Annotated in this window: 20 protein-coding genes; 14 read left to right on the forward strand and 6 right to left on the reverse strand. The window is 63.5% G+C overall.

The annotated features are described in order from the left end of the window. Window positions 1-88: 88 nt before the first annotated feature. The 3 genes from LDB05_RS02005 (at window position 89) to LDB05_RS02015 (ending at window position 1,570) form a co-directional block, all read left to right on the forward strand. Complete coding sequence (locus LDB05_RS02005) at window positions 89-511, forward strand: SRPBCC family protein (protein ID WP_226006257.1); 423 nt, start codon at window positions 89-91, stop codon at window positions 509-511. A gap of 101 nt (window positions 512-612) precedes the next feature. Continuing rightward, entirely contained in the window at window positions 613-1,017 is a 405-nt protein-coding gene (locus LDB05_RS02010; protein ID WP_226006258.1) for a hypothetical protein, read from the forward strand. Next, window positions 1,010-1,570, forward strand: a complete 561-nt coding sequence (locus LDB05_RS02015) for a hypothetical protein (RefSeq protein ID WP_226006259.1) — start codon at window positions 1,010-1,012, stop codon at window positions 1,568-1,570. Before LDB05_RS02010 ends, LDB05_RS02015 begins: the two co-directional genes overlap by 8 nt. 37 nt (window positions 1,571-1,607) lie before the next feature. Here the strand turns inward: LDB05_RS02015 and LDB05_RS02020 are convergent, their stop codons facing one another. After that, window positions 1,608-1,781 carry a hypothetical protein gene (locus tag LDB05_RS02020; protein WP_226006260.1) on the reverse strand — a complete coding sequence of 58 codons (174 nt, stop codon included), beginning with the start codon at window positions 1,779-1,781 and terminating at the stop codon, window positions 1,608-1,610. A 261-nt stretch (window positions 1,782-2,042) separates the two neighbouring features. Between LDB05_RS02020 and LDB05_RS02025 the strand changes: the two genes are divergently transcribed. Then, window positions 2,043-2,282, forward strand: a complete 240-nt coding sequence (locus tag LDB05_RS02025) for a hypothetical protein (RefSeq protein WP_226006261.1) — start codon at window positions 2,043-2,045, stop codon at window positions 2,280-2,282. A gap of 417 nt (window positions 2,283-2,699) precedes the next feature. Here the strand turns inward: LDB05_RS02025 and LDB05_RS02030 are convergent, their stop codons facing one another. Beyond that, window positions 2,700-3,329, reverse strand: coding sequence for a flavin reductase family protein (locus tag LDB05_RS02030; protein WP_226006262.1), 630 nt, complete (start codon window positions 3,327-3,329; stop codon window positions 2,700-2,702). 124 nt (window positions 3,330-3,453) lie between these two features. Here LDB05_RS02030 and LDB05_RS02035 point away from each other — a divergent pair, with 124 nt between their 5' ends. After that, complete coding sequence (locus LDB05_RS02035; RefSeq protein ID WP_226006263.1) at window positions 3,454-3,807, forward strand: winged helix-turn-helix transcriptional regulator; 354 nt, start codon at window positions 3,454-3,456, stop codon at window positions 3,805-3,807. Window positions 3,808-4,139: 332 nt separating this feature from the next. On the opposite strand, the gene LDB05_RS02040 is transcribed toward LDB05_RS02035, so the two are convergent. Then, on the reverse strand, window positions 4,140-4,586 hold the full coding sequence (locus LDB05_RS02040) for a UPF0179 family protein (RefSeq protein WP_226006264.1): 447 nt from the start codon (window positions 4,584-4,586) through the stop codon (window positions 4,140-4,142). A 97-nt stretch (window positions 4,587-4,683) separates the two neighbouring features. Further along, window positions 4,684-5,115: a DUF5820 family protein gene (locus LDB05_RS02045; RefSeq protein ID WP_226006265.1), complete on the reverse strand. Its 432-nt coding sequence runs from the start codon at window positions 5,113-5,115 to the stop codon at window positions 4,684-4,686. Between the two features lie 388 nt (window positions 5,116-5,503). Here LDB05_RS02045 and LDB05_RS02050 point away from each other — a divergent pair, with 388 nt between their 5' ends. The 7 genes from LDB05_RS02050 (at window position 5,504) to LDB05_RS02080 (ending at window position 15,055) form a co-directional block, all read left to right on the forward strand. Next, window positions 5,504-5,734 carry a hypothetical protein gene (locus LDB05_RS02050; RefSeq protein ID WP_226006266.1) on the forward strand — a complete coding sequence of 77 codons (231 nt, stop codon included), beginning with the start codon at window positions 5,504-5,506 and terminating at the stop codon, window positions 5,732-5,734. After that, window positions 5,731-7,803, forward strand: coding sequence for a PrkA family serine protein kinase (locus tag LDB05_RS02055; protein ID WP_226006267.1), 2,073 nt, complete (start codon window positions 5,731-5,733; stop codon window positions 7,801-7,803). Before LDB05_RS02050 ends, LDB05_RS02055 begins: the two co-directional genes overlap by 4 nt. Before the next feature lie 26 nt (window positions 7,804-7,829). Continuing rightward, entirely contained in the window at window positions 7,830-10,115 is a 2,286-nt protein-coding gene (locus tag LDB05_RS02060; RefSeq protein ID WP_226006268.1) for a PrkA family serine protein kinase, read from the forward strand. Continuing rightward, the gene (locus tag LDB05_RS02065) at window positions 10,106-11,434 is read left to right on the forward strand and encodes a YeaH/YhbH family protein (protein WP_226006269.1); all 1,329 of its coding nucleotides are present in this window, start codon (window positions 10,106-10,108) and stop codon (window positions 11,432-11,434) included. Before LDB05_RS02060 ends, LDB05_RS02065 begins: the two co-directional genes overlap by 10 nt. Continuing rightward, window positions 11,427-13,445 (forward strand): SpoVR family protein, encoded by a 2,019-nt coding sequence (locus tag LDB05_RS02070; RefSeq protein WP_226006270.1) that lies wholly within the window; start codon window positions 11,427-11,429, stop codon window positions 13,443-13,445. The genes LDB05_RS02065 and LDB05_RS02070 overlap by 8 nt, the downstream gene beginning before the upstream one ends. 127 nt (window positions 13,446-13,572) lie before the next feature. Then, on the forward strand, window positions 13,573-14,598 hold the full coding sequence (locus LDB05_RS02075) for a HEAT repeat domain-containing protein (RefSeq protein WP_226006271.1): 1,026 nt from the start codon (window positions 13,573-13,575) through the stop codon (window positions 14,596-14,598). 67 nt (window positions 14,599-14,665) lie between these two features. Next, complete coding sequence (locus tag LDB05_RS02080; protein WP_226006272.1) at window positions 14,666-15,055, forward strand: secondary thiamine-phosphate synthase enzyme YjbQ; 390 nt, start codon at window positions 14,666-14,668, stop codon at window positions 15,053-15,055. 43 nt (window positions 15,056-15,098) lie between these two features. Here the strand turns inward: LDB05_RS02080 and LDB05_RS02085 are convergent, their stop codons facing one another. Together LDB05_RS02085 and LDB05_RS02090 are read right to left on the reverse strand one after the other, a co-directional pair. Then, window positions 15,099-15,344 (reverse strand): DUF7861 family protein, encoded by a 246-nt coding sequence (locus LDB05_RS02085; protein WP_226006273.1) that lies wholly within the window; start codon window positions 15,342-15,344, stop codon window positions 15,099-15,101. A 155-nt stretch (window positions 15,345-15,499) separates the two neighbouring features. Then, complete coding sequence (locus LDB05_RS02090; protein WP_226006274.1) at window positions 15,500-15,793, reverse strand: PadR family transcriptional regulator; 294 nt, start codon at window positions 15,791-15,793, stop codon at window positions 15,500-15,502. Between the two features lie 43 nt (window positions 15,794-15,836). Between LDB05_RS02090 and LDB05_RS02095 the strand changes: the two genes are divergently transcribed. Further along, entirely contained in the window at window positions 15,837-15,998 is a 162-nt protein-coding gene (locus LDB05_RS02095; protein WP_226006275.1) for a hypothetical protein, read from the forward strand. A gap of 13 nt (window positions 15,999-16,011) precedes the next feature. Further along, a complete protein-coding gene (locus tag LDB05_RS02100; RefSeq protein WP_226006276.1) occupies window positions 16,012-16,338 on the forward strand; it encodes a TRAM domain-containing protein in 327 nt (108 codons plus the stop codon). Window positions 16,339-16,466: the final 128 nt, after the last annotated feature.

Consider the following 16,466-nt stretch of genomic DNA (forward strand, 5'->3'; position numbering starts at 1 on the left):
AAAATCTAGCGGCTGTGGAATGTCAAGACGATACGATCGTTTGGCGAGCCACCCAAACCCCATAGCCGAGCGCTGCGTAGTCTCAGCCATGACTCGAGTCCGGACCGCACGAACGGTCGACGGCCGCCGCCTTGAGGTTTCGCAGGTCGTACAGGTTCCCGCGGCCGACGCCTGGGACCCGCTCGTCGATACGACGCAGTGGCCGGAGTGGTCGCCGCTGATAACCGGCGTCGAAGCGACGGACCGCCGGATTCGACCCGATACGACCGGGCGGATCCGGATTCCCGGTGCCTGGCTTCCGTTTCGGATCACCTCGTGTACCGAGCGCCGGTGGACCTGGCGCGTCACCGGGATCCCCGCAACCGGACACCGGGTCGACGAGCTCGGCGACGAGCGCTGTCGGATCGTCATCGAACTCCCGCTGCTCGCTTCGGGGTACGTCCCCGTCTGTCTGCGGGCGGTGGAGAACCTCGAGTCGCTGCTCGAGGGAGACGAATCAGTTGTCCAGTAGTGTACCCGGCTTCAATCGGAACATTCCGAGTAGTCGCCGTCCGGAACCCGTGACGATTCACCGCCACTGTTATTCATGTGTAGAGTCTACACATACACGTAATGTCGGAAAAGAAAACTCGGGTCGATTTCAACGCCCCTGTCTCGCTCGTAGAGCGAGCCGACACTATCGCTGATCTCCTCGACGTCTCTCGGACGCAGTTGCTTATCGATGCGTTGCGGGACGAAATCGACGATCTCGCCGCTGATGAGGGGTTCCAGCGCAGAATCGGTGAAGCGTATTACGCGAATCAAATCGAATTCGACGTCGTAGAATCAGTTCTCGGCACGGAAGAGGCGATGCGAATGAAACTCCTCCGAGAATCGCTGAGCCGCGATCCGCCGGAACCGCAACTCGACGCTTCCGTGCCATCGGACGAGGACTTCTACGAGGGAGAGGTTCCCGAATGGATGCCGGACGAGGAGTCGGACGATGACGATCAGGGATGCACGCCTAGCGATGGCTGAAACTGCCGTCATCGTCGTCGATACGAACGTTCTCTTGAACCTTGCAACACCGGTCGTCGATGGACGAAATCGGGCTCCGACGGGTGACGATCCGCTCAAGACCCTACTCGCCGCGTACGACGTCCACGTCCCATCGAGCGTCCTCGGTGAACTGGGCGAGGCCACGGGGGGTGAGGATTTGCTCGCGGCTGCTTCGAAATTGGTCTTGAACGCCTCACACCAACTAACCACTCACGACGTAACTGCCGAGATCGACGAGCCGCTCGACTTCGGACTCGATCGTGGCGAATCACATGGCATCTGGCTGGCGAACGACCTCGATGCCGAGATGTTCGTTACTGACGGATTCAATTCCACGAACTATCTCTTCGTTTCTCTGGCACTCGACGACCGGAATGCACTATTTACGACGCCACACGTCCTGTGCCTGTTAGCCGACCGCGGGGCCCTCGATAGACGGTATGTGGACGCCGCGTTGACGTACTATCTCGAAACGAAAGGGTGGGACCGCCAGTACGTCGACACGCTACGCAGCAACTACCTCACCGACTGAGCAGTCGTCTCACTGCTCGTGACGATGAACTGCGACACTACTGCATCTCGTCTAGCGTTCGGACGGTATCGGACATGATCCACGCCGCGTCGTTATCGGGGTCCTCGAGCGAGATCGCGTAAAACGAGTCGCGGCCGTCGTCGACGGTGATTCGGTACCCACGACTCGACAGCGTTCGGCCCTCGTCAGAGCGGGACTCAGGGGTGGTCACATACGGGCTCAGGGATACCAGCGGATAACCAACTCGATTCCGATCGACTGAAAATTTCGCGCCTGATTCCACATCTATTCCAACATATTTGCATTGGATATAGGCCCCGGCGGGTTGACTTGTTGAACGGAAGCTAGTCTTCACAGGGGACGGTCTGAAACGTCCCGGGTGTACAGGCACTCGAGAGCGGCTTCCAAACCCACGATGGTTTCGAAGCATGATTCCGTACGTTCTTCCGGGATATAAACGCCCCACACGACAGTGGAATCGCCCGACATGACCAGCCTCGAGTTCGGTTTCGAGATCGCGACGGACTGGAAGGGTGTGCGAATGAGCGCCGGTGGCGAACTGAACGAGAAGTCTTCGTCGCCGCTTCCCGACTGCTCGCAGTGCGGTGATCCGGTCCTGTTCGCCGTCGTCACACGTCCCGACTCCGGTACTGTCGAACCCTGTGGCTGTTCCATACCGCCGAAGCTGTTCGATCAGATCGGCGAGGAGTAGCCCGGGGCTCGCACTCGAGCAATCGGACGCCCGCTCGAGCCCCGACGAGTAGCCGGCCGGTCGGCTCGGAGCCGGGGATTCGAGCGGTTCTTTTTGATTTCGTTGCGTTTTGGAGACGACAGTTTAGGGCCGCACTCCGTTCGACCGCCGTCCCGATTGTCTCATTGTGAAACCTGTCTCGAGTACTGAGAAAAAGCAGAGCGTACTGCTCGTACTGGCAACAGGGAATCGCCACGACCTCCCCAACCGATTCACTCGCTCACTACGTTCGCTCGCTCATCCCTCGCACAGCTTCGAGTCGCGATTCGTCTTCGACTCATCGCGACTCAGCGCGCGCCACCCCACGAAGGTACCCGATTCAGAGTGCGATAAACACTGCTGTGCGTGGATTTTCGTCTCACCGATACGGACCGGGGCCTACGGCGGCCGCTCGAGCGAGAATCGGTCGGTAGTTCGGGTATACAGACTCCCCGCGAGGCGGCCGACGGCCTCGACTTCGGTGACGTCGATTTTCCCGTCGGTGGTAACGGATTCTGCGAGGTGGACGTGGCGTACCTCGCCGAGGACGAGCGTCGACCCGCCGACGTCGACGAGATCGTGGAGGGTACACTCGAAGGCGGCTTTCGCGCCGGCGACCCGCGGCGGGGCGACGGCGGCCGAGTCGGCGCGCTCGAGGTCGGCGTGATCGAACTCGCTTTCCCCCGGCGGCAGCGTGGCGCTGGTCTCGTTCATCGCTTCGGCGAGGTCCTCGGTGACGAGGTTGACGACGAACTCGCCGGTGTCGCGGGCGTTCCGCGGAGTATCCTTGAGCCCCTCGGCACCGTCGACCGGCGCGAAGAGCACGATCGGGGGGTCGACCGACGCGACGGTGAAGAAACTGTACGGCGCGAGGTTGTCGACGCCGTCCTCGCTCCGGGTGCTCACCCACGCGATCGGCCGCGGGACGACCGCACTCGAGAGGATCCGATAGAGCGACCCGTCGTGGTCGTCCGCGTCGATCTCGAGGGCGGTGCTCTCGTCGCTACTCGTCGACCCGTCGTCACTCATCGGACGCCCTCCGGGAGCCGGTCCGTCCTCAGGGGAATCTCGCGCGCTCGGCCGCAAGGGGCTAACATTGTGATACCCGGTTTGGATGCGAACTACTAAAACAGTTCGTGACGTAGGCTGTCGCATGTCCTCTCCCCAGACGAAATCCCGCGAGCAACACGACGACGCCTGTCCCGTTATCACGTCCCTGGAGCAGATCGGTTCCCAGTGGCGACTGGCCGTGCTCCACGAACTGCTGGACGGCGAGCAGCGCTTCAACGAACTCAAGCGGTCGACGGGCGCGAACGCCCGAACCCTCTCGCGCGTGCTAGACGATCTGGGTGAGATGGGCTTCGTCGAACGCCGCATCGAGGAGGACGCCCCCGTCGCCACCTTCTACAGCCTCACCGACAAGGGCCGATCCCTCGAGCCGGTCTTCAGCGAGATCGAGTGCTGGGCGGGCTCGTGGCTCGAAGAGAGCGAACTCGAGGCGGAGTAGACGGGACTCTGCCCAGAAACCGCGTCTGTTCGTGATTCGAACGACGGGGACTGGCACTCGACCTCGTTCTGCGGTATCGGAACGAACTCCGAATTTCGAATGACTGTACGATCCGATATTCTGACGATCCACGGTTTTATCGATAGCTCGCCGTCCGGTGGGCAGTCCGAATAGCGCTCGCTGCTGTTTCGGGCGGGTCAGACACTACGACAATCGCGATCGACCGAATCGAGCGCTCGATGGCCGAGGCCATCCGAAGCGGTACTGCACTAGAGACGGCACGTGGTCGTCCGTCTCGACCTATCGAAACGTCCAACTCGTTTGCCGGTCCGTCAGTCGTCCGTCTCGAGTTCGACCAGCTCGAGCGAGCGATCGAGGTGGCAGACGTCGTGTGGCGGCTCGCCGACGATCTCCGCGATGCGGTACTCCTCGTCGAAGTCGACGCCGTCGGGTTCGCAGTATTCGTGGCTCGGACACTCCACGTAGGGACAGGTGCCGGGGAGACTCGTCTTGCTGCCGGCGAAGGCCCCCTTCGAAACGATGTTGGCTCGCGTCGTGGCGGGTTCGACTTCCACGGCTCGAACCCCGCTGTCGTGCATGGCACACTCGAGCGTCTGGGCGTTCTCGCGGATGGCGGTGACGCGGTACTTCGCGCCGGGCTCGAGATTGAGGCACTGACTGCGATACGGGCAGCCGGTACAGCCGTCGGCTTCCCCCTCGTAGACGAACTCGGTTCCCGGCTCGGCGAGCCGAGAGCCGATGAGCGTAACGGTCGACATAGAATGTGGTAGTTGCCACTGGCGGTTAAGGGTCACGTCCCGGCCGGGCGAGAAGCGGCCTGGTACGAACCCGCCCTGAGTCGGGATCCGGAGGCGCTCAGTCGTCAGTGTCGGGCCCGGTGAGTTCGTCGAGTCGCTCGAAGTACGTCTCTCGAGGGACCTGGTAGAGTTCGCGGTAGTCGATTTCGCCGTCGTCGAACGCCGCGGCGAGTTCGATCGTTCGCTCGAGCGCCTCCTCTCTGGTCGGAAATCTGAGCGTCTCGTTCAGCGAAACGTCCGGCTCGAGATAGAGCGTGACGTACCAGTCCTCGGAATCTGCGGTGTCGGCGGGGTTGACGCCGGGGCGGCGGGTCCGCTTGCCGTGCGTGAGATACAGCGTCGGCAGGCAGGCCGCAGGGAAATCCGCCGCGTCGAAGACGTCCGGTCGGTACGCGAGAACGAGCCGTCCCTGGTCTCCCTGACTCCAGACGGTCCAGGCGTTCGGTAGCCGCGAGCGGTCCAGCTCCTCGTCCGTCTCCGAATCCGACATGGCGTCGGCTAGGACTGCCGAGCCTAAATCCTCGTCGCAGGGCGATCGACCGTCCGAATCGGTAGCGGAGCAATCGTTTGGTCCCCCGAATGCTCCGACGAGTCATCGCGCGCGCCTCGAGTCGGAGACTGCAGGCCGACGACTTATGCCGCACCCCATCGAACATGTGCTGTGGTACCAACTACCAAAATATAATTCTGGCAATATTTGATCGAAACAAAGTCCTGATAAATACCTTTTGGGGCTAAGGTTAAGTGGCTGGATTACTCACTCATTAAATACTATCGGTATCCGTTTGCCGGACCGATCCACTCCGCGCCCGTCCCCGGCGCGCCGTTGTGTGAGGCCCGCGAGGGACGTCGCACAACGAGAGGTGGTGATTGACGACATGATACGGCAGATCGACGCCGCCCGCAGCAGGGTTGCGCTCCAGGAGACTCTACTCGAGGAGTCCGACGAGCACGACGCGCTCACGTCCGGTGACGCGAGGCGACGGATTCCGACGGTCCGGCCACGCGATGCGACGGCTGGTCGACCGACGTCAGCGCACCCGTTCCGTCCCGTTACGGACGACCGCACTGCAGACGGGGAACCCCCGAAACTGGCAATGATACCATGACCGGTGACATCGAAACACTCGAGCAGCTCAGTACGGATTACAAGGAATCGATGCCCGCGGACCTCCGGGAGACCAAGTCCTTCGACTGGTACCTGGAGGAGGTCTACGAGGACCCGAAGGTGGCCCGCAACGCCCACCAGCGCGTCGCGGACATGTTCGACTACTACGGCACCACCTACGACGAGACCGAAGGGATGGTCGAGTACCAGCTCGCGAGCGAGGATCCGCTGGGCGACGGCGAGAACACCTTCTACGGGAACGTGATTCACCAGTCGATTCACGAGTTCGTCAACAAGGTCAAGTCCGGTGCCCGTCGGCTGGGTCCCGAGCGCCGGATCAAGCTGCTGCTCGGGCCGGTCGGCTCCGGGAAGTCCCACTTCGACAAGCAGGTCCGCAAGTACTTCGGGGACTACACGCTGCGCGACGACGGGCGGATGTACACCTTCCGATGGACGAACCTCTGTGACGTCATTCAGGATCAGGACCCGGCCGATGACACCGTCCGGTCCCCGATGAATCAGGACCCGCTCGTGTTGCTTCCACTGGAACAGCGCCAGAAAGTCATCGACGACCTCAACGAGAACCTAGACGCGCCGTACACGATTCAGAACGAGCAGGCGCTCGACCCCGAGAGCGAGTTCTACATGGACAGGCTGCTCGCCTATTACGACGACGACCTCAAGCAGGTCCTCGAGAACCACGTCGAGATCGTCCGGTTCGTCGCCGACGAGAACAAACGCCAGGGGCTGGAGACGTTCGAACCGAAGGACAAGAAGAATCAGGACGAGACGGAGCTCACCGGCGACGTCAACTACTCGAAGATCGCGATCTACGGGGAGAGCGACCCGCGCGCGTTCGACTACTCGGGGGCCTTCTGTAACGCGAACCGCGGGATCTTCTCCGGCGAGGAGCTGCTCAAACTCCAGCGGGAGTTCCTCTACGACTTCCTCCACGCGACTCAGGAGCAGACGATCAAGCCGAAGAACAACCCGCGGATCGACATCGACCAAGTGATCGTCGGCCGGACGAACATGCCCGAGTACAAGGACAAGAAGGGCGACGAGAAGATGGAGGCGTTCAACGACCGCACCAAGCGGATCGACTTCCCCTACGTCCTCAGCTACGAGGACGAGGCCAGCATCTACGAGAAGATGCTGAACAACGCCGACGTCCCCGACATTAACGTCGAGCCACACACCCTCGAGATGGCGGGTCTCTTCGGGGTCCTCACGCGCATCGAAGAGCCCGACACCGAAACCGTCGGGCTCCTCTCGAAGGCCAAGGCCTACAACGGCGAGATCGACGAGGGCGACGACATCGACATCAAGAAGCTCCAGGAGGAAGCCGAGGCGAAAGCCGAGATCGGCGAGGGCATGGTCGGCATCTCGCCCCGCTTCATCGGCGACGAGATCGCCGAGGCGATCATGGACTCCAAACACCGCCAGCGCGGGTTCCTCTCGCCGCTGACGGTGTTCAACTTCTTCGAGGAGAACCTCGAGCACCACGGCTCGATTCCCGAAGACAACTTCGAGAAGTACTACCGCTACCTCGAGACGGTCCGCGAGGAGTACAAGGAACGCGCCATCGAGGACGTCCGCCACGCGCTGGCCTACGACATCGACGAGATCCAGCGCCAGGGCGAGAAGTACATGGACCACGTGATGGCCTACATCGACGACGATACCATCGAGGACGAACTCACGGGCCGCGAACAGGAACCCGACGAGACCTTCCTGCGCTCGGTCGAAGAGAAACTCGACATTCCCGAAGACCGCAAGGAAGACTTCCGCCAGGAAGTGAGCAATTGGGTCTCGCGACGCGCGCGAGAGGGCGAGGCGTTCAACCCGCAGGACAACGAGCGCCTGCGCCGCGCCCTCGAGCGCAAGCTCTGGGAGGACAAGAAGCACAACATCAACTTCTCCGCGCTGGTCAGCGCCAACGAGTTCGACGACGACGAGCGCTCCGCGTGGATCGACGCGCTGATGGAACAGGGATACTCCGAGGGCGGAGCCAAGGAGGTGCTCGAGTTCGCCGGTGCGGAGGTCGCCAAGGCCGAGATGGACGACTAACATGACCGAACACGAGGTCGACTAACATGACCGGCAACGACTACGTCACCGAAGCCGATCGCGCGCTCGAGGAGACCTACGAGGAGCCGATGAGCCTCGCCGCCTACGTCGATCGGATCTTCGAGAACCCCTCGATCGCCTCCCACGCCTCGAAGTACTTGCTCGAGGCGATCGAGGCCGCCGGCACGCGAACGGTGGTCGAGGAGGGCGAGGAGAAGGAGCGCTACCGCTTCTTCGACGATCCCCACAACGACGGGGAACACGCCATCCTCGGCAACACCGAGGTACTGAACGGGTTCGTCGACGACCTGCGGTCGATCGCCGCGGGTCGGGCGAAAGACGAGAAGATCATCTGGTTCGAGGGGCCGACCGCGACCGGCAAGTCCGAACTCAAGCGCTGTCTGGTCAACGGGCTCCGCGAGTACTCGAAGACGCCCGACGGCCGCCGATACACCGTCGAGTGGAACATCTCGACCGCCGAGGGCAGCGATCGCGGACTGAGCTACGGCGACGACGTCAGCGCTCCCGACGACCAGGACTGGTACGAAAGCCCTGTGCAGGCCCACCCGCTGACGGTGTTCCCCGAGAACGTCCGCGAGGACCTGCTCGAGGAACTCAACGGGCAACTCGACGACCACGTCCCGATCCAGGTCGATGCACAACTCGACCCGTTCTCCCGCGAGGCGTACGATTTCCTCGAGGAGCGCTACCGCAGGGAGGGCGAGGAGGAGCTTTTCTCGGCGATCACGGACGAGAGTCACCTCCGAGTGAAGAACTACGTGGTCGACGTGGGACAGGGCGTCGGCGTCCTCCACTCCGAGGACGACGGCCCGCCCAAGGAGCGACTCGTCGGCTCGTGGATGCACGGCATGCTCCAGGAGCTCGACTCGCGGGGCCGAAAGAACCCGCAGGCCTTTAGCTACGACGGCGTCCTTTCGCAGGGGAACGGCGTCCTCACCATCGTCGAGGACGCGGCCCAGCACGCCGACCTGCTCCAGAAGCTGCTGAACGTCCCGGACGAGCAGTCGGTCAAGCTGGACAAGGGGATCGGCATGGACGTCGACTCCCAGATGCTGATCATCTCGAACCCCGATCTCGAGGCCCAGCTCAACCAGCACGCGGATCGCAACGGGATGGACCCGCTGAAGGCGCTCAAGCGCCGGCTGGACAAACACCGGTTCGGTTATCTGACGAACCTGAGCCTCGAGACGGAGCTCATCCGTCGCGAGCTGACCAACGAGACGAACGTCTGGGAGGCCGAGAGCTACGACGAACTCGCGGATCGGATCCGCGCCCCGGTGAGGGTGACCGTCAAGGATCGCGACGGCGAGACGCGCGTTCAGGAGTTCGCACCCCACGCGATCGAGGCGGCCGCGCTGTACGCGGTCGTCACGCGACTGGACGAGGAGCACCTCCCGAACGGGCTGGACCTCGTCGACAAGGCCTTGATCTACGATCAGGGCTACCTGCAGGAGGGCGACAGCCGCCGCGAAAAGGACGAGTTCGACTTCGACGACGACGGCAACGACGGCGATCACGGAATTCCCGTCACGTACACGCGAGACACGCTCGCGGAGTTGCTCCAGACCGACCGGGACCGCCACCACGCCGACCTCGCGGTCGAGGACGTCGTCATGCCCCGCGACGTGTTGAACGCCATGGTCGAGGGGCTAATTGACGCGCCGGTGTTCTCGACGGGCGAGCGATCGGAGTTCGAGAACCGCGTCGTTCCCGTGAAGAACTACATCTACGACCAGCAGGAGAGCGACGTCATCGAGGCCATCATGCACGACAAACGCGTCGACGAGGAGACCGTCGCCGAATACGTCGAACACGTCTACGCCTGGGAGACCGAGGAACCGCTGTACAACGACCGGGGCGAGCGCGTCGAGCCCGATCCGCTGACGATGAAGTTGTTCGAGATCGAGCACCTTGGCCGGTTCTCCGAGGCCGAATACGAGGGGAACCAGCCCCGCGAGAGCGTCCGGAACTTCCGCCGCGAGAAGGTCATCACGTCGCTGAACCGCCACGCCTGGGAGCACCGCGACGAGGACTTCTCGGTCGAGGACGTCGACCTCACCGCGATCCCGGTGATCAAGACCGTCCTCGAGAGCCACGACTGGGACGACGTCGAGCGGACGTTCGAGGACTTCGACCCGCGACAGTGGAGCGACCCGCCCAGCGGGACCGAGACGGCCGCGGTCAAGGAGAACACCATCGAAACGATGGCCGACCTCTTCGGCTACTCCGAGGCCTCGGCCGAACTGACCAGCCGACACGTCATGGGACAGGTGAGCTACAGATGGGACTGAGAGACGACCTCGAGCGATTCCGCGAAGTCGGCGAGGAGCGCCGCGAGGACCTCGCCGACTTCATCCAGTACGGCGACCTCGGCCAGAGCCGGCCGGGCGAGATCAAGATCCCGGTGAAGATCGTCTCGCTGCCGGAGTTCGAGTACGACCAGCGCGATAAGGGCGGCGTCGGGCAGGGCGAGGACGGCACGCCAGACACGGGTCAGCCAGTCGGCCAGCCCCAGCCCCAGCCGGGCGACGACGACGGCGAGGACGGCGACCCCGGCGAGGAAGGCGGCGAGCACGAGTACTACGAGATGGATCCCGAGGAGTTCGCCGAGGAACTCGACGAGGAACTCGGCCTCGACCTCGATCCCAAGGGCAAGAAAGTCGTCGAGGAGAAGGAGGGACCGTTCACCGATCTCACGCGAAGCGGTCCGAACAGCACGCTCGACTTCGAGCGGATGTTCAAGGAGGGGCTCAAGCGCAAGCTCGCGATGGACTTCGACGAGGAGTTCCTGCGCGAACTCTGCAAGGTCGAGGGGATCGACCCCCGCGACGTCTTCGAGTGGGCTCGCGGCGAGAGCCTGCCGGTGTCGATGGCGTGGGTGCAGGAGGCCTACGACGACGTTCCCGACGACGAACGCGGAAAATGGGCCTCGATCGAGGAGGTCGAGGAGAACGTCGAGCGCGAGAGCGTCCAGCAGAAGATCCGCCGCGAGGGAATCAAACACGTCCCCTTCCGCCGCGAGGACGAGCGCTACCGCCACCCCGAGATCATCGAGGAGAAGGAGAAGAACGTCGTGGTCGTCAACATCCGCGACGTCTCCGGCTCGATGCGCGAGAAGAAACGCGAACTCGTCGAACGGACGTTCACGCCGCTAGACTGGTACCTCCAGGGCAAGTACGACAACGCCGAGTTCGTGTACATCGCCCACGACGCCGACGCCTGGCAGGTCGAACGCGACGAGTTCTTCGGCATTCGCTCGGGCGGCGGGACGAAGATCTCGAGCGCGTACGAGCTCGCCAACGAACTGTTAGAGGAGTACCCCTGGACCGACTGGAACCGCTACGTCTTCGCGGCGGGCGACTCCGAGAACTCGAGCAACGACACCGAAGAGCACGTGATTCCGATGATGGAACAAATCCCGGCGAACCTCCACGCCTACGTGGAGACCCAGCCCAGCGGCAACGCGATCAACGCCACCCACGCCGAGGAGCTCGAGCGCCACTTCGGGACCGACGCGGACGACGCCGCGGTGGCCTACGTCAACGACGAGTCGGACGTGACCGACGCGATCTACGACATTCTCTCGACGGAGAGTGAGACCGATGAGTAATACAGACAGATTCCGCAAACAGGCGATCGCCAGCGATCTCGAGGAGCCGGTCGACGAGGCCCGGAACCTGGCGGTGAAGCTCGGCCTCGAGCCGTATCCGGTGAAGTACTGGATCATCGACTACGACGAGATGAACGAACTCATCGCCTACGGCGGGTTCCAGAGTCGCTACCCGCACTGGCGGTGGGGGATGCAGTACGATAAGCAACAGAAACAGGGCCAGTACGCCGGCGGGAAGGCCTTCGAGATCGTCAACAACGACAATCCCGCCCACGCGTTCCTGCAGGAGTCGAACACGGTCGCCGACCAGAAAGCGGTCATCACCCACGTCGAGGCACACTCGGACTTCTTCGCGAACAACGACTGGTTCGGCCTGTTCACCAGCGGGCGCGCCGACGAGGAGCAGGTCAACGCGGCCGCCATGCTCGAGCGCCACGCTCGGGCCATCGACGAGTACATGTCCGATCCCGAGATCGACCGCGCCGAGGTCGAGAAGTGGATCGACCACTGCCTGTCCCTCGAGGACAACATCGACCAGCACCAGGTGTTCAGCCGCCGCCTCGACGTCGACGCGCCGGCCGGCGCGGAGATCGACGAGGACCTCGCCGAGAAGTTGGACGAGCTCGAGCTCTCCGACGAGATCAAAGGCGAGGTCTTCAACGAGGAGTGGGTCGAGAAGCTCGAGGAGGAAGACATCGCACCGACCTTCCCCGAGGAGCCCCAGAAGGACGTGCTGGCGTTCGTGCGCGAACACGGTAAGCAGTACGACGACGAGGCCGAACGCGCGGTCGAGATGACGGAGTGGCAGCGGGACATCCTCGACATGATGCGCGCGGAGGCCTACTACTTCGCCGCCCAGAAGATGACGAAGGTGATGAACGAGGGTTGGGCCGCCTACTGGGAGTCGACGATGATGACCGACGAGGTCTTCGCCCGCGACGACGAGTTCCTCAACTACGCCGATCACATGGCGAAAGTCCTCGCCTCCGGCGGCCTCAACCCCTACAGCCTCGGCATGGAGCTGTGGGAGTACGTCGAAAACACCACGAACCGCCAGGAGGTCCTCGAGGCCCTGCTGCGCGTCGAAGGCGTCTCCTGGCGCAACCTCATCGACGTCGTCGACTTCGAGGACGTCCTCGAGATACTCGAGCCGCCCGAGGCGATCGAAAACGTCACCACCGACACGCTCGATCAGCTCGAGGCGGTTCCCGAGGAGTGGGTCGATCACGAGGCGCTCGAACGGGCCCGCGAGGGCGAGATCGACGTCGAGGCGTACCCCTGGAAGGTGTTGACCTACGAGGGATTGGCGCGGCGTCACTACTCGTTGGTCAAGCGCCAGAACCGCGGCTTCCTCGGCCGAGTGACTCAGAGCGAACTCGAGCGGATCGGTCGCTACCTGTTCGACGACGCCCGCTATTCGTCGGTCGAGGAGGCGCTCGAAGACGTCGACTTCGCCGCCGGCTGGGACCGGATGTTCGACGTTCGAGAGAGTCACAACGACGTGACCTTCCTGGACGAGTTCCTGACGCAGGAGTTCATCACCGAGAACAACTACTTCACCTACGAACACTCGCAGGCGACGGGACAGTTCCACGTCGCCAGCGACGTGGCCGAGGACGTCAAGAAGAAGCTCCTGTTGCAGTTCACTAACTTTGGGAAGCCGACGATCGCGGTGTACGACGGCAACTACAACAACGCGAACGAGCTCCTGCTGGGACACCAATACAACGGCGTCATGCTCGATCTGGGGCAGGCCACGGAGACGCTCAAGCGGATCTTCGAACTGTGGGGCCGTCCGGTGAACCTGCTGACGATCGTCAAGGAGGTCGACGAACACGACATCGAAGTCGCCAAGCGCCGCAACCGCGAGCCCGAACCCGAAGAGCAGGGGAAGCTAATCCGGTACGACGGCGAAACGGTGACGACTGAGGACGTCCCCTGGGAGGAGGTCGACCACCTCGCGGCCGACGACGTCGATTACGACACCAAGCCCGAGGAGTGGCTCGCCTGAGGGGTCGGGCTCCCTCCCCTCTCGAAACCGAAACTGGCATTTCTGACGGATTCCTGCCGGAATAAACGACGTTTCAGCGACCGTTAGCCAGAACGCTTTTAGTTCACTTGTCGAATGCTGGGACACGATGGATGGGGAAGGGGACGAGGCCGTCGATCCCCGGGGCCGGGGGGCCACCGGAGTCGACCTGCCGTCTGTCCTAGCACGACTCGACAGCGGGGATCCGAGCGAACAACGAGCCGCAGTCGACCGGATTCGAACCGCGATCGACGACGGCGACCACGCGGCCGCGTGTGCCCCGACGGTTCCGAAACTCCGGACGCTGCTCGAGCGCCCCGAGCTCGATTTTCACGACGAGATCGCGGCCTGTCTCGCGGATCTGGCAGCCCGGGCACCGACCGACGTCGCACCGTCGACGGGGTCGATCGTGGCCGTCGCCGTCGAGCACGCCGACCAACCGGTCGCGCGGGAACTCCTCCGGTGTATCGCCGCCGTCGCGGCCGACCGGCCGGACGTCGTCGCCGACCACACCGAAGCGATCGCTGACGTCCTCGAGCGGCGACCCGGGTACGACCGGCGGGGGCTCGAGGCGATCGCCGCCGTCTCGACGGAGGAACCGACGGCGATCGAACCGGCGGTATCGGTTCTCACCGACGCGCTCGAGGCGAATCCGGTCGAAAACGGGATCCCGACGCTCCGGGCGCTCCGTCGGCTGGTGCGATCCGGCGGAACCGTGTCCTCCCTCGAGTTCGCCACGCACGCCGCCACTCTCGCCGATCACGACGACCGGACGCTGCGACACGCGGCGATCGGCTGCCTCGGGGACGTCGCTCACCGCGATTCCGCCGCGGTCGAACCGCTCTGTACTGATCTCGGGGCGGCGCTTTCGTGTCCCGATCCGGACACGAGGGCCGTCGCCGCAGTCACGATCGCCCGCGTCGCCGCGGAGATTTCCACAGCGGTCGAGCCTGTTCGCGGGCAGTTGCTCGACTTACTCACGGACGACCAGCCACACGTACGAGCGACCGCCTGCATCGCGCTGGGCCACGGCCGGGTAGACGCGGCCGCACACCGACTCGCGGACCTCGCGAACGAGGATCCGGAACCGAACGTGCGCGACCGCGCTACCTGGGCGCTGAAGGGGCTCACCTGACGCCACTGTCGCGTTCGTTTTCGACCAGACCGAAACCGACTCTCTCCTCGCCGTCCTGCGCTCGAGTATGGAACTGACCGTCGAGACCGAGTCCCGACTGACGACCGTCGACGTGACCGATCGCATCGCCGCGGCGGTGCCCGACGACCTCGAGTCGGGGACCTGCACGGCCTTCGTCGAACACACGACGGCCGGGCTCGTCGTTCAGGAGGACGAACCGCGGCTTCGCGGTGACCTCGAGTCGTTCCTGCGGGATCTCGTTCCCGACGAGGGCCACGCACACGACGAACTGGACGGGAATGCGGACTCGCACCTGCGAGCGGCGCTGGTCGGCCCCGACGTGACGATTCCGATCGACGACGGCGAGTTGGCGCTGGGGACCTGGCAGTCGGTGTTGCTCGTCGAGTGTGACGGCCCGCGAACCCGAACGCTGTCCGTGACGACCGTCGGCGAGTAGGGTTCGCGTCGATCCTCCTCCGCTCGCGATCCGGCCCGACGTCTCAGCCGCCGCGTTTCCGATACCAGACTCGAGCGCCGGTCGGGGACTCGTCTTCCTCGAGGTCGAGTCTACTGACGACCAACTCCCGGATAGCGGCGGTGACGACGAGTTCGACCCTCTCTCCCCCGTCAGTCTGCACGTCGAAGACGTGATGTCCGTCCCGCTCGTCGATCCGTTCGATCGTCCCGACGGACCAGCGCTCGATATCGTGCGTCGGTTTCCGAGCGTGGATTCGGTCGTGGTTCACGCGTAGACGGACGCCCGGCGGGAAGTTGAGGATGGCGGGCCCCGAGGCGGGCGGATCGGAGCTGGTCCTGTCGCGGAGCGACGGCTATCGTAGTCGCTCCGGATCAATCCTCGAGACGGCCGTCCGAGTAGCCGAAAGACGGGGTGTCGCCGACGTTACTCCGAGTCCGAGAACAGTTCGTCGACGTAGTCGTCTTCCCACCGTCGTCGAGCCTCGAGTTCGCGGCGGCCGCGGGCGGTGATCGTGTAGTAATTCGTTCGCTGGTCGAGTTCGCCTTTTTCGACGAGGCTTTTGTCGACGACCTCGTCGAGGTTCGGATAGAGCCGTCCGTGGTGGATCTCCTTCTCGTAGTAGTCCTCGAGTTCCTCTTTGATCGCGAGTCCGTGCGGGTCGTCCTGACCAGCGATCGTGTACAGCAAGTCTCGCTGGAAGCCAGTAAGATCGTACATATCGGGGATTCACTCTTTTATCACATAACAATTCCGATACCAGATGGTCGATATAATCCGTTCGTCGTCGCTCGAAAGCGGGATCGGGTACGCACTCGTCCGGCTCGCAGCAGCGACCGACGACGCACGGGTCACAGACGCGGCCCGTGACGTGCTCGGTCCCGCGTCGGCGCCCCATCGGCGCCACGTTTTTATCGACCAGTAGCTTCGGTAGCGCTGTGGGACGCTATCAACCGGGGAAACACGACTCGTTCATCAAGTGCGACGCGCCTCGATGCGGGGCGAACAACGCGCCGGAAAGCGCTCCGGAGTACGAGACCGACTGCTGGCGATGCGGGGAGTCACTGGGCGGGAAACCCGAACCGGGCGACACCGTGACGGTCGACATCGTCGACCGGAAATCCGACGGGACGCTGGTCTGCAAGACCGAGAGCGGGTTCGTCCTCTTCCTCGAGGCGGACGTTTCGGCGATCGAGGCGACCGTCCGGGTTACCAGCGTCGACGAGACGCACGGGGAAGCGGACCTCGTCGAAACGGGTTCGTAGCCGACGGCGACCTTTTCGGCCCGGTCGGTCCCCTTGTCGGCCCGTTCGACCGTTGGGGGGAACGGTCACTGCTTCGAGCCGGCGGTGGGTTCCATCGCTCCGAATCTGACTCCTTCGAGCAACCGAAG

It is taken from the genome of Natrinema salinisoli, from assembly GCF_020405205.1.
Classification (GTDB): domain Archaea; phylum Halobacteriota; class Halobacteria; order Halobacteriales; family Natrialbaceae; genus Natrinema; species Natrinema salinisoli.

Excerpts from the sequence above, each read along its gene's own strand:
- LDB05_RS02045 (WP_226006265.1), bottom strand. The coding sequence starts at position 5,115 with ATGTCGGATTCGGAGACGGACGAGGAGCTGGACCGCTCGCGGCTACCG.
- LDB05_RS02060 (WP_226006268.1), top strand. The coding sequence starts at position 7,830 with ATGACCGGCAACGACTACGTCACCGAAGCCGATCGCGCGCTCGAGGAG.
- LDB05_RS02040 (WP_226006264.1), bottom strand. The coding sequence starts at position 4,586 with ATGTCGACCGTTACGCTCATCGGCTCTCGGCTCGCCGAGCCGGGAACC.
- LDB05_RS02075 (WP_226006271.1), top strand. The coding sequence starts at position 13,573 with ATGGATGGGGAAGGGGACGAGGCCGTCGATCCCCGGGGCCGGGGGGCC.
- LDB05_RS02090 (WP_226006274.1), bottom strand. The coding sequence starts at position 15,793 with ATGTACGATCTTACTGGCTTCCAGCGAGACTTGCTGTACACGATCGCT.
- LDB05_RS02065 (WP_226006269.1), top strand. The coding sequence starts at position 10,106 with ATGGGACTGAGAGACGACCTCGAGCGATTCCGCGAAGTCGGCGAGGAG.
- LDB05_RS02005 (WP_226006257.1), top strand. The coding sequence starts at position 89 with ATGACTCGAGTCCGGACCGCACGAACGGTCGACGGCCGCCGCCTTGAG.
- LDB05_RS02015 (WP_226006259.1), top strand. The coding sequence starts at position 1,010 with ATGGCTGAAACTGCCGTCATCGTCGTCGATACGAACGTTCTCTTGAAC.
- LDB05_RS02030 (WP_226006262.1), bottom strand. The coding sequence starts at position 3,329 with ATGAGTGACGACGGGTCGACGAGTAGCGACGAGAGCACCGCCCTCGAG.
- LDB05_RS02095 (WP_226006275.1), top strand. The coding sequence starts at position 15,837 with ATGGTCGATATAATCCGTTCGTCGTCGCTCGAAAGCGGGATCGGGTAC.
- LDB05_RS02035 (WP_226006263.1), top strand. The coding sequence starts at position 3,454 with ATGTCCTCTCCCCAGACGAAATCCCGCGAGCAACACGACGACGCCTGT.
- LDB05_RS02050 (WP_226006266.1), top strand. The coding sequence starts at position 5,504 with ATGATACGGCAGATCGACGCCGCCCGCAGCAGGGTTGCGCTCCAGGAG.
- LDB05_RS02055 (WP_226006267.1), top strand. The coding sequence starts at position 5,731 with ATGACCGGTGACATCGAAACACTCGAGCAGCTCAGTACGGATTACAAG.
- LDB05_RS02070 (WP_226006270.1), top strand. The coding sequence starts at position 11,427 with ATGAGTAATACAGACAGATTCCGCAAACAGGCGATCGCCAGCGATCTC.
- LDB05_RS02010 (WP_226006258.1), top strand. The coding sequence starts at position 613 with ATGTCGGAAAAGAAAACTCGGGTCGATTTCAACGCCCCTGTCTCGCTC.
- LDB05_RS02080 (WP_226006272.1), top strand. The coding sequence starts at position 14,666 with ATGGAACTGACCGTCGAGACCGAGTCCCGACTGACGACCGTCGACGTG.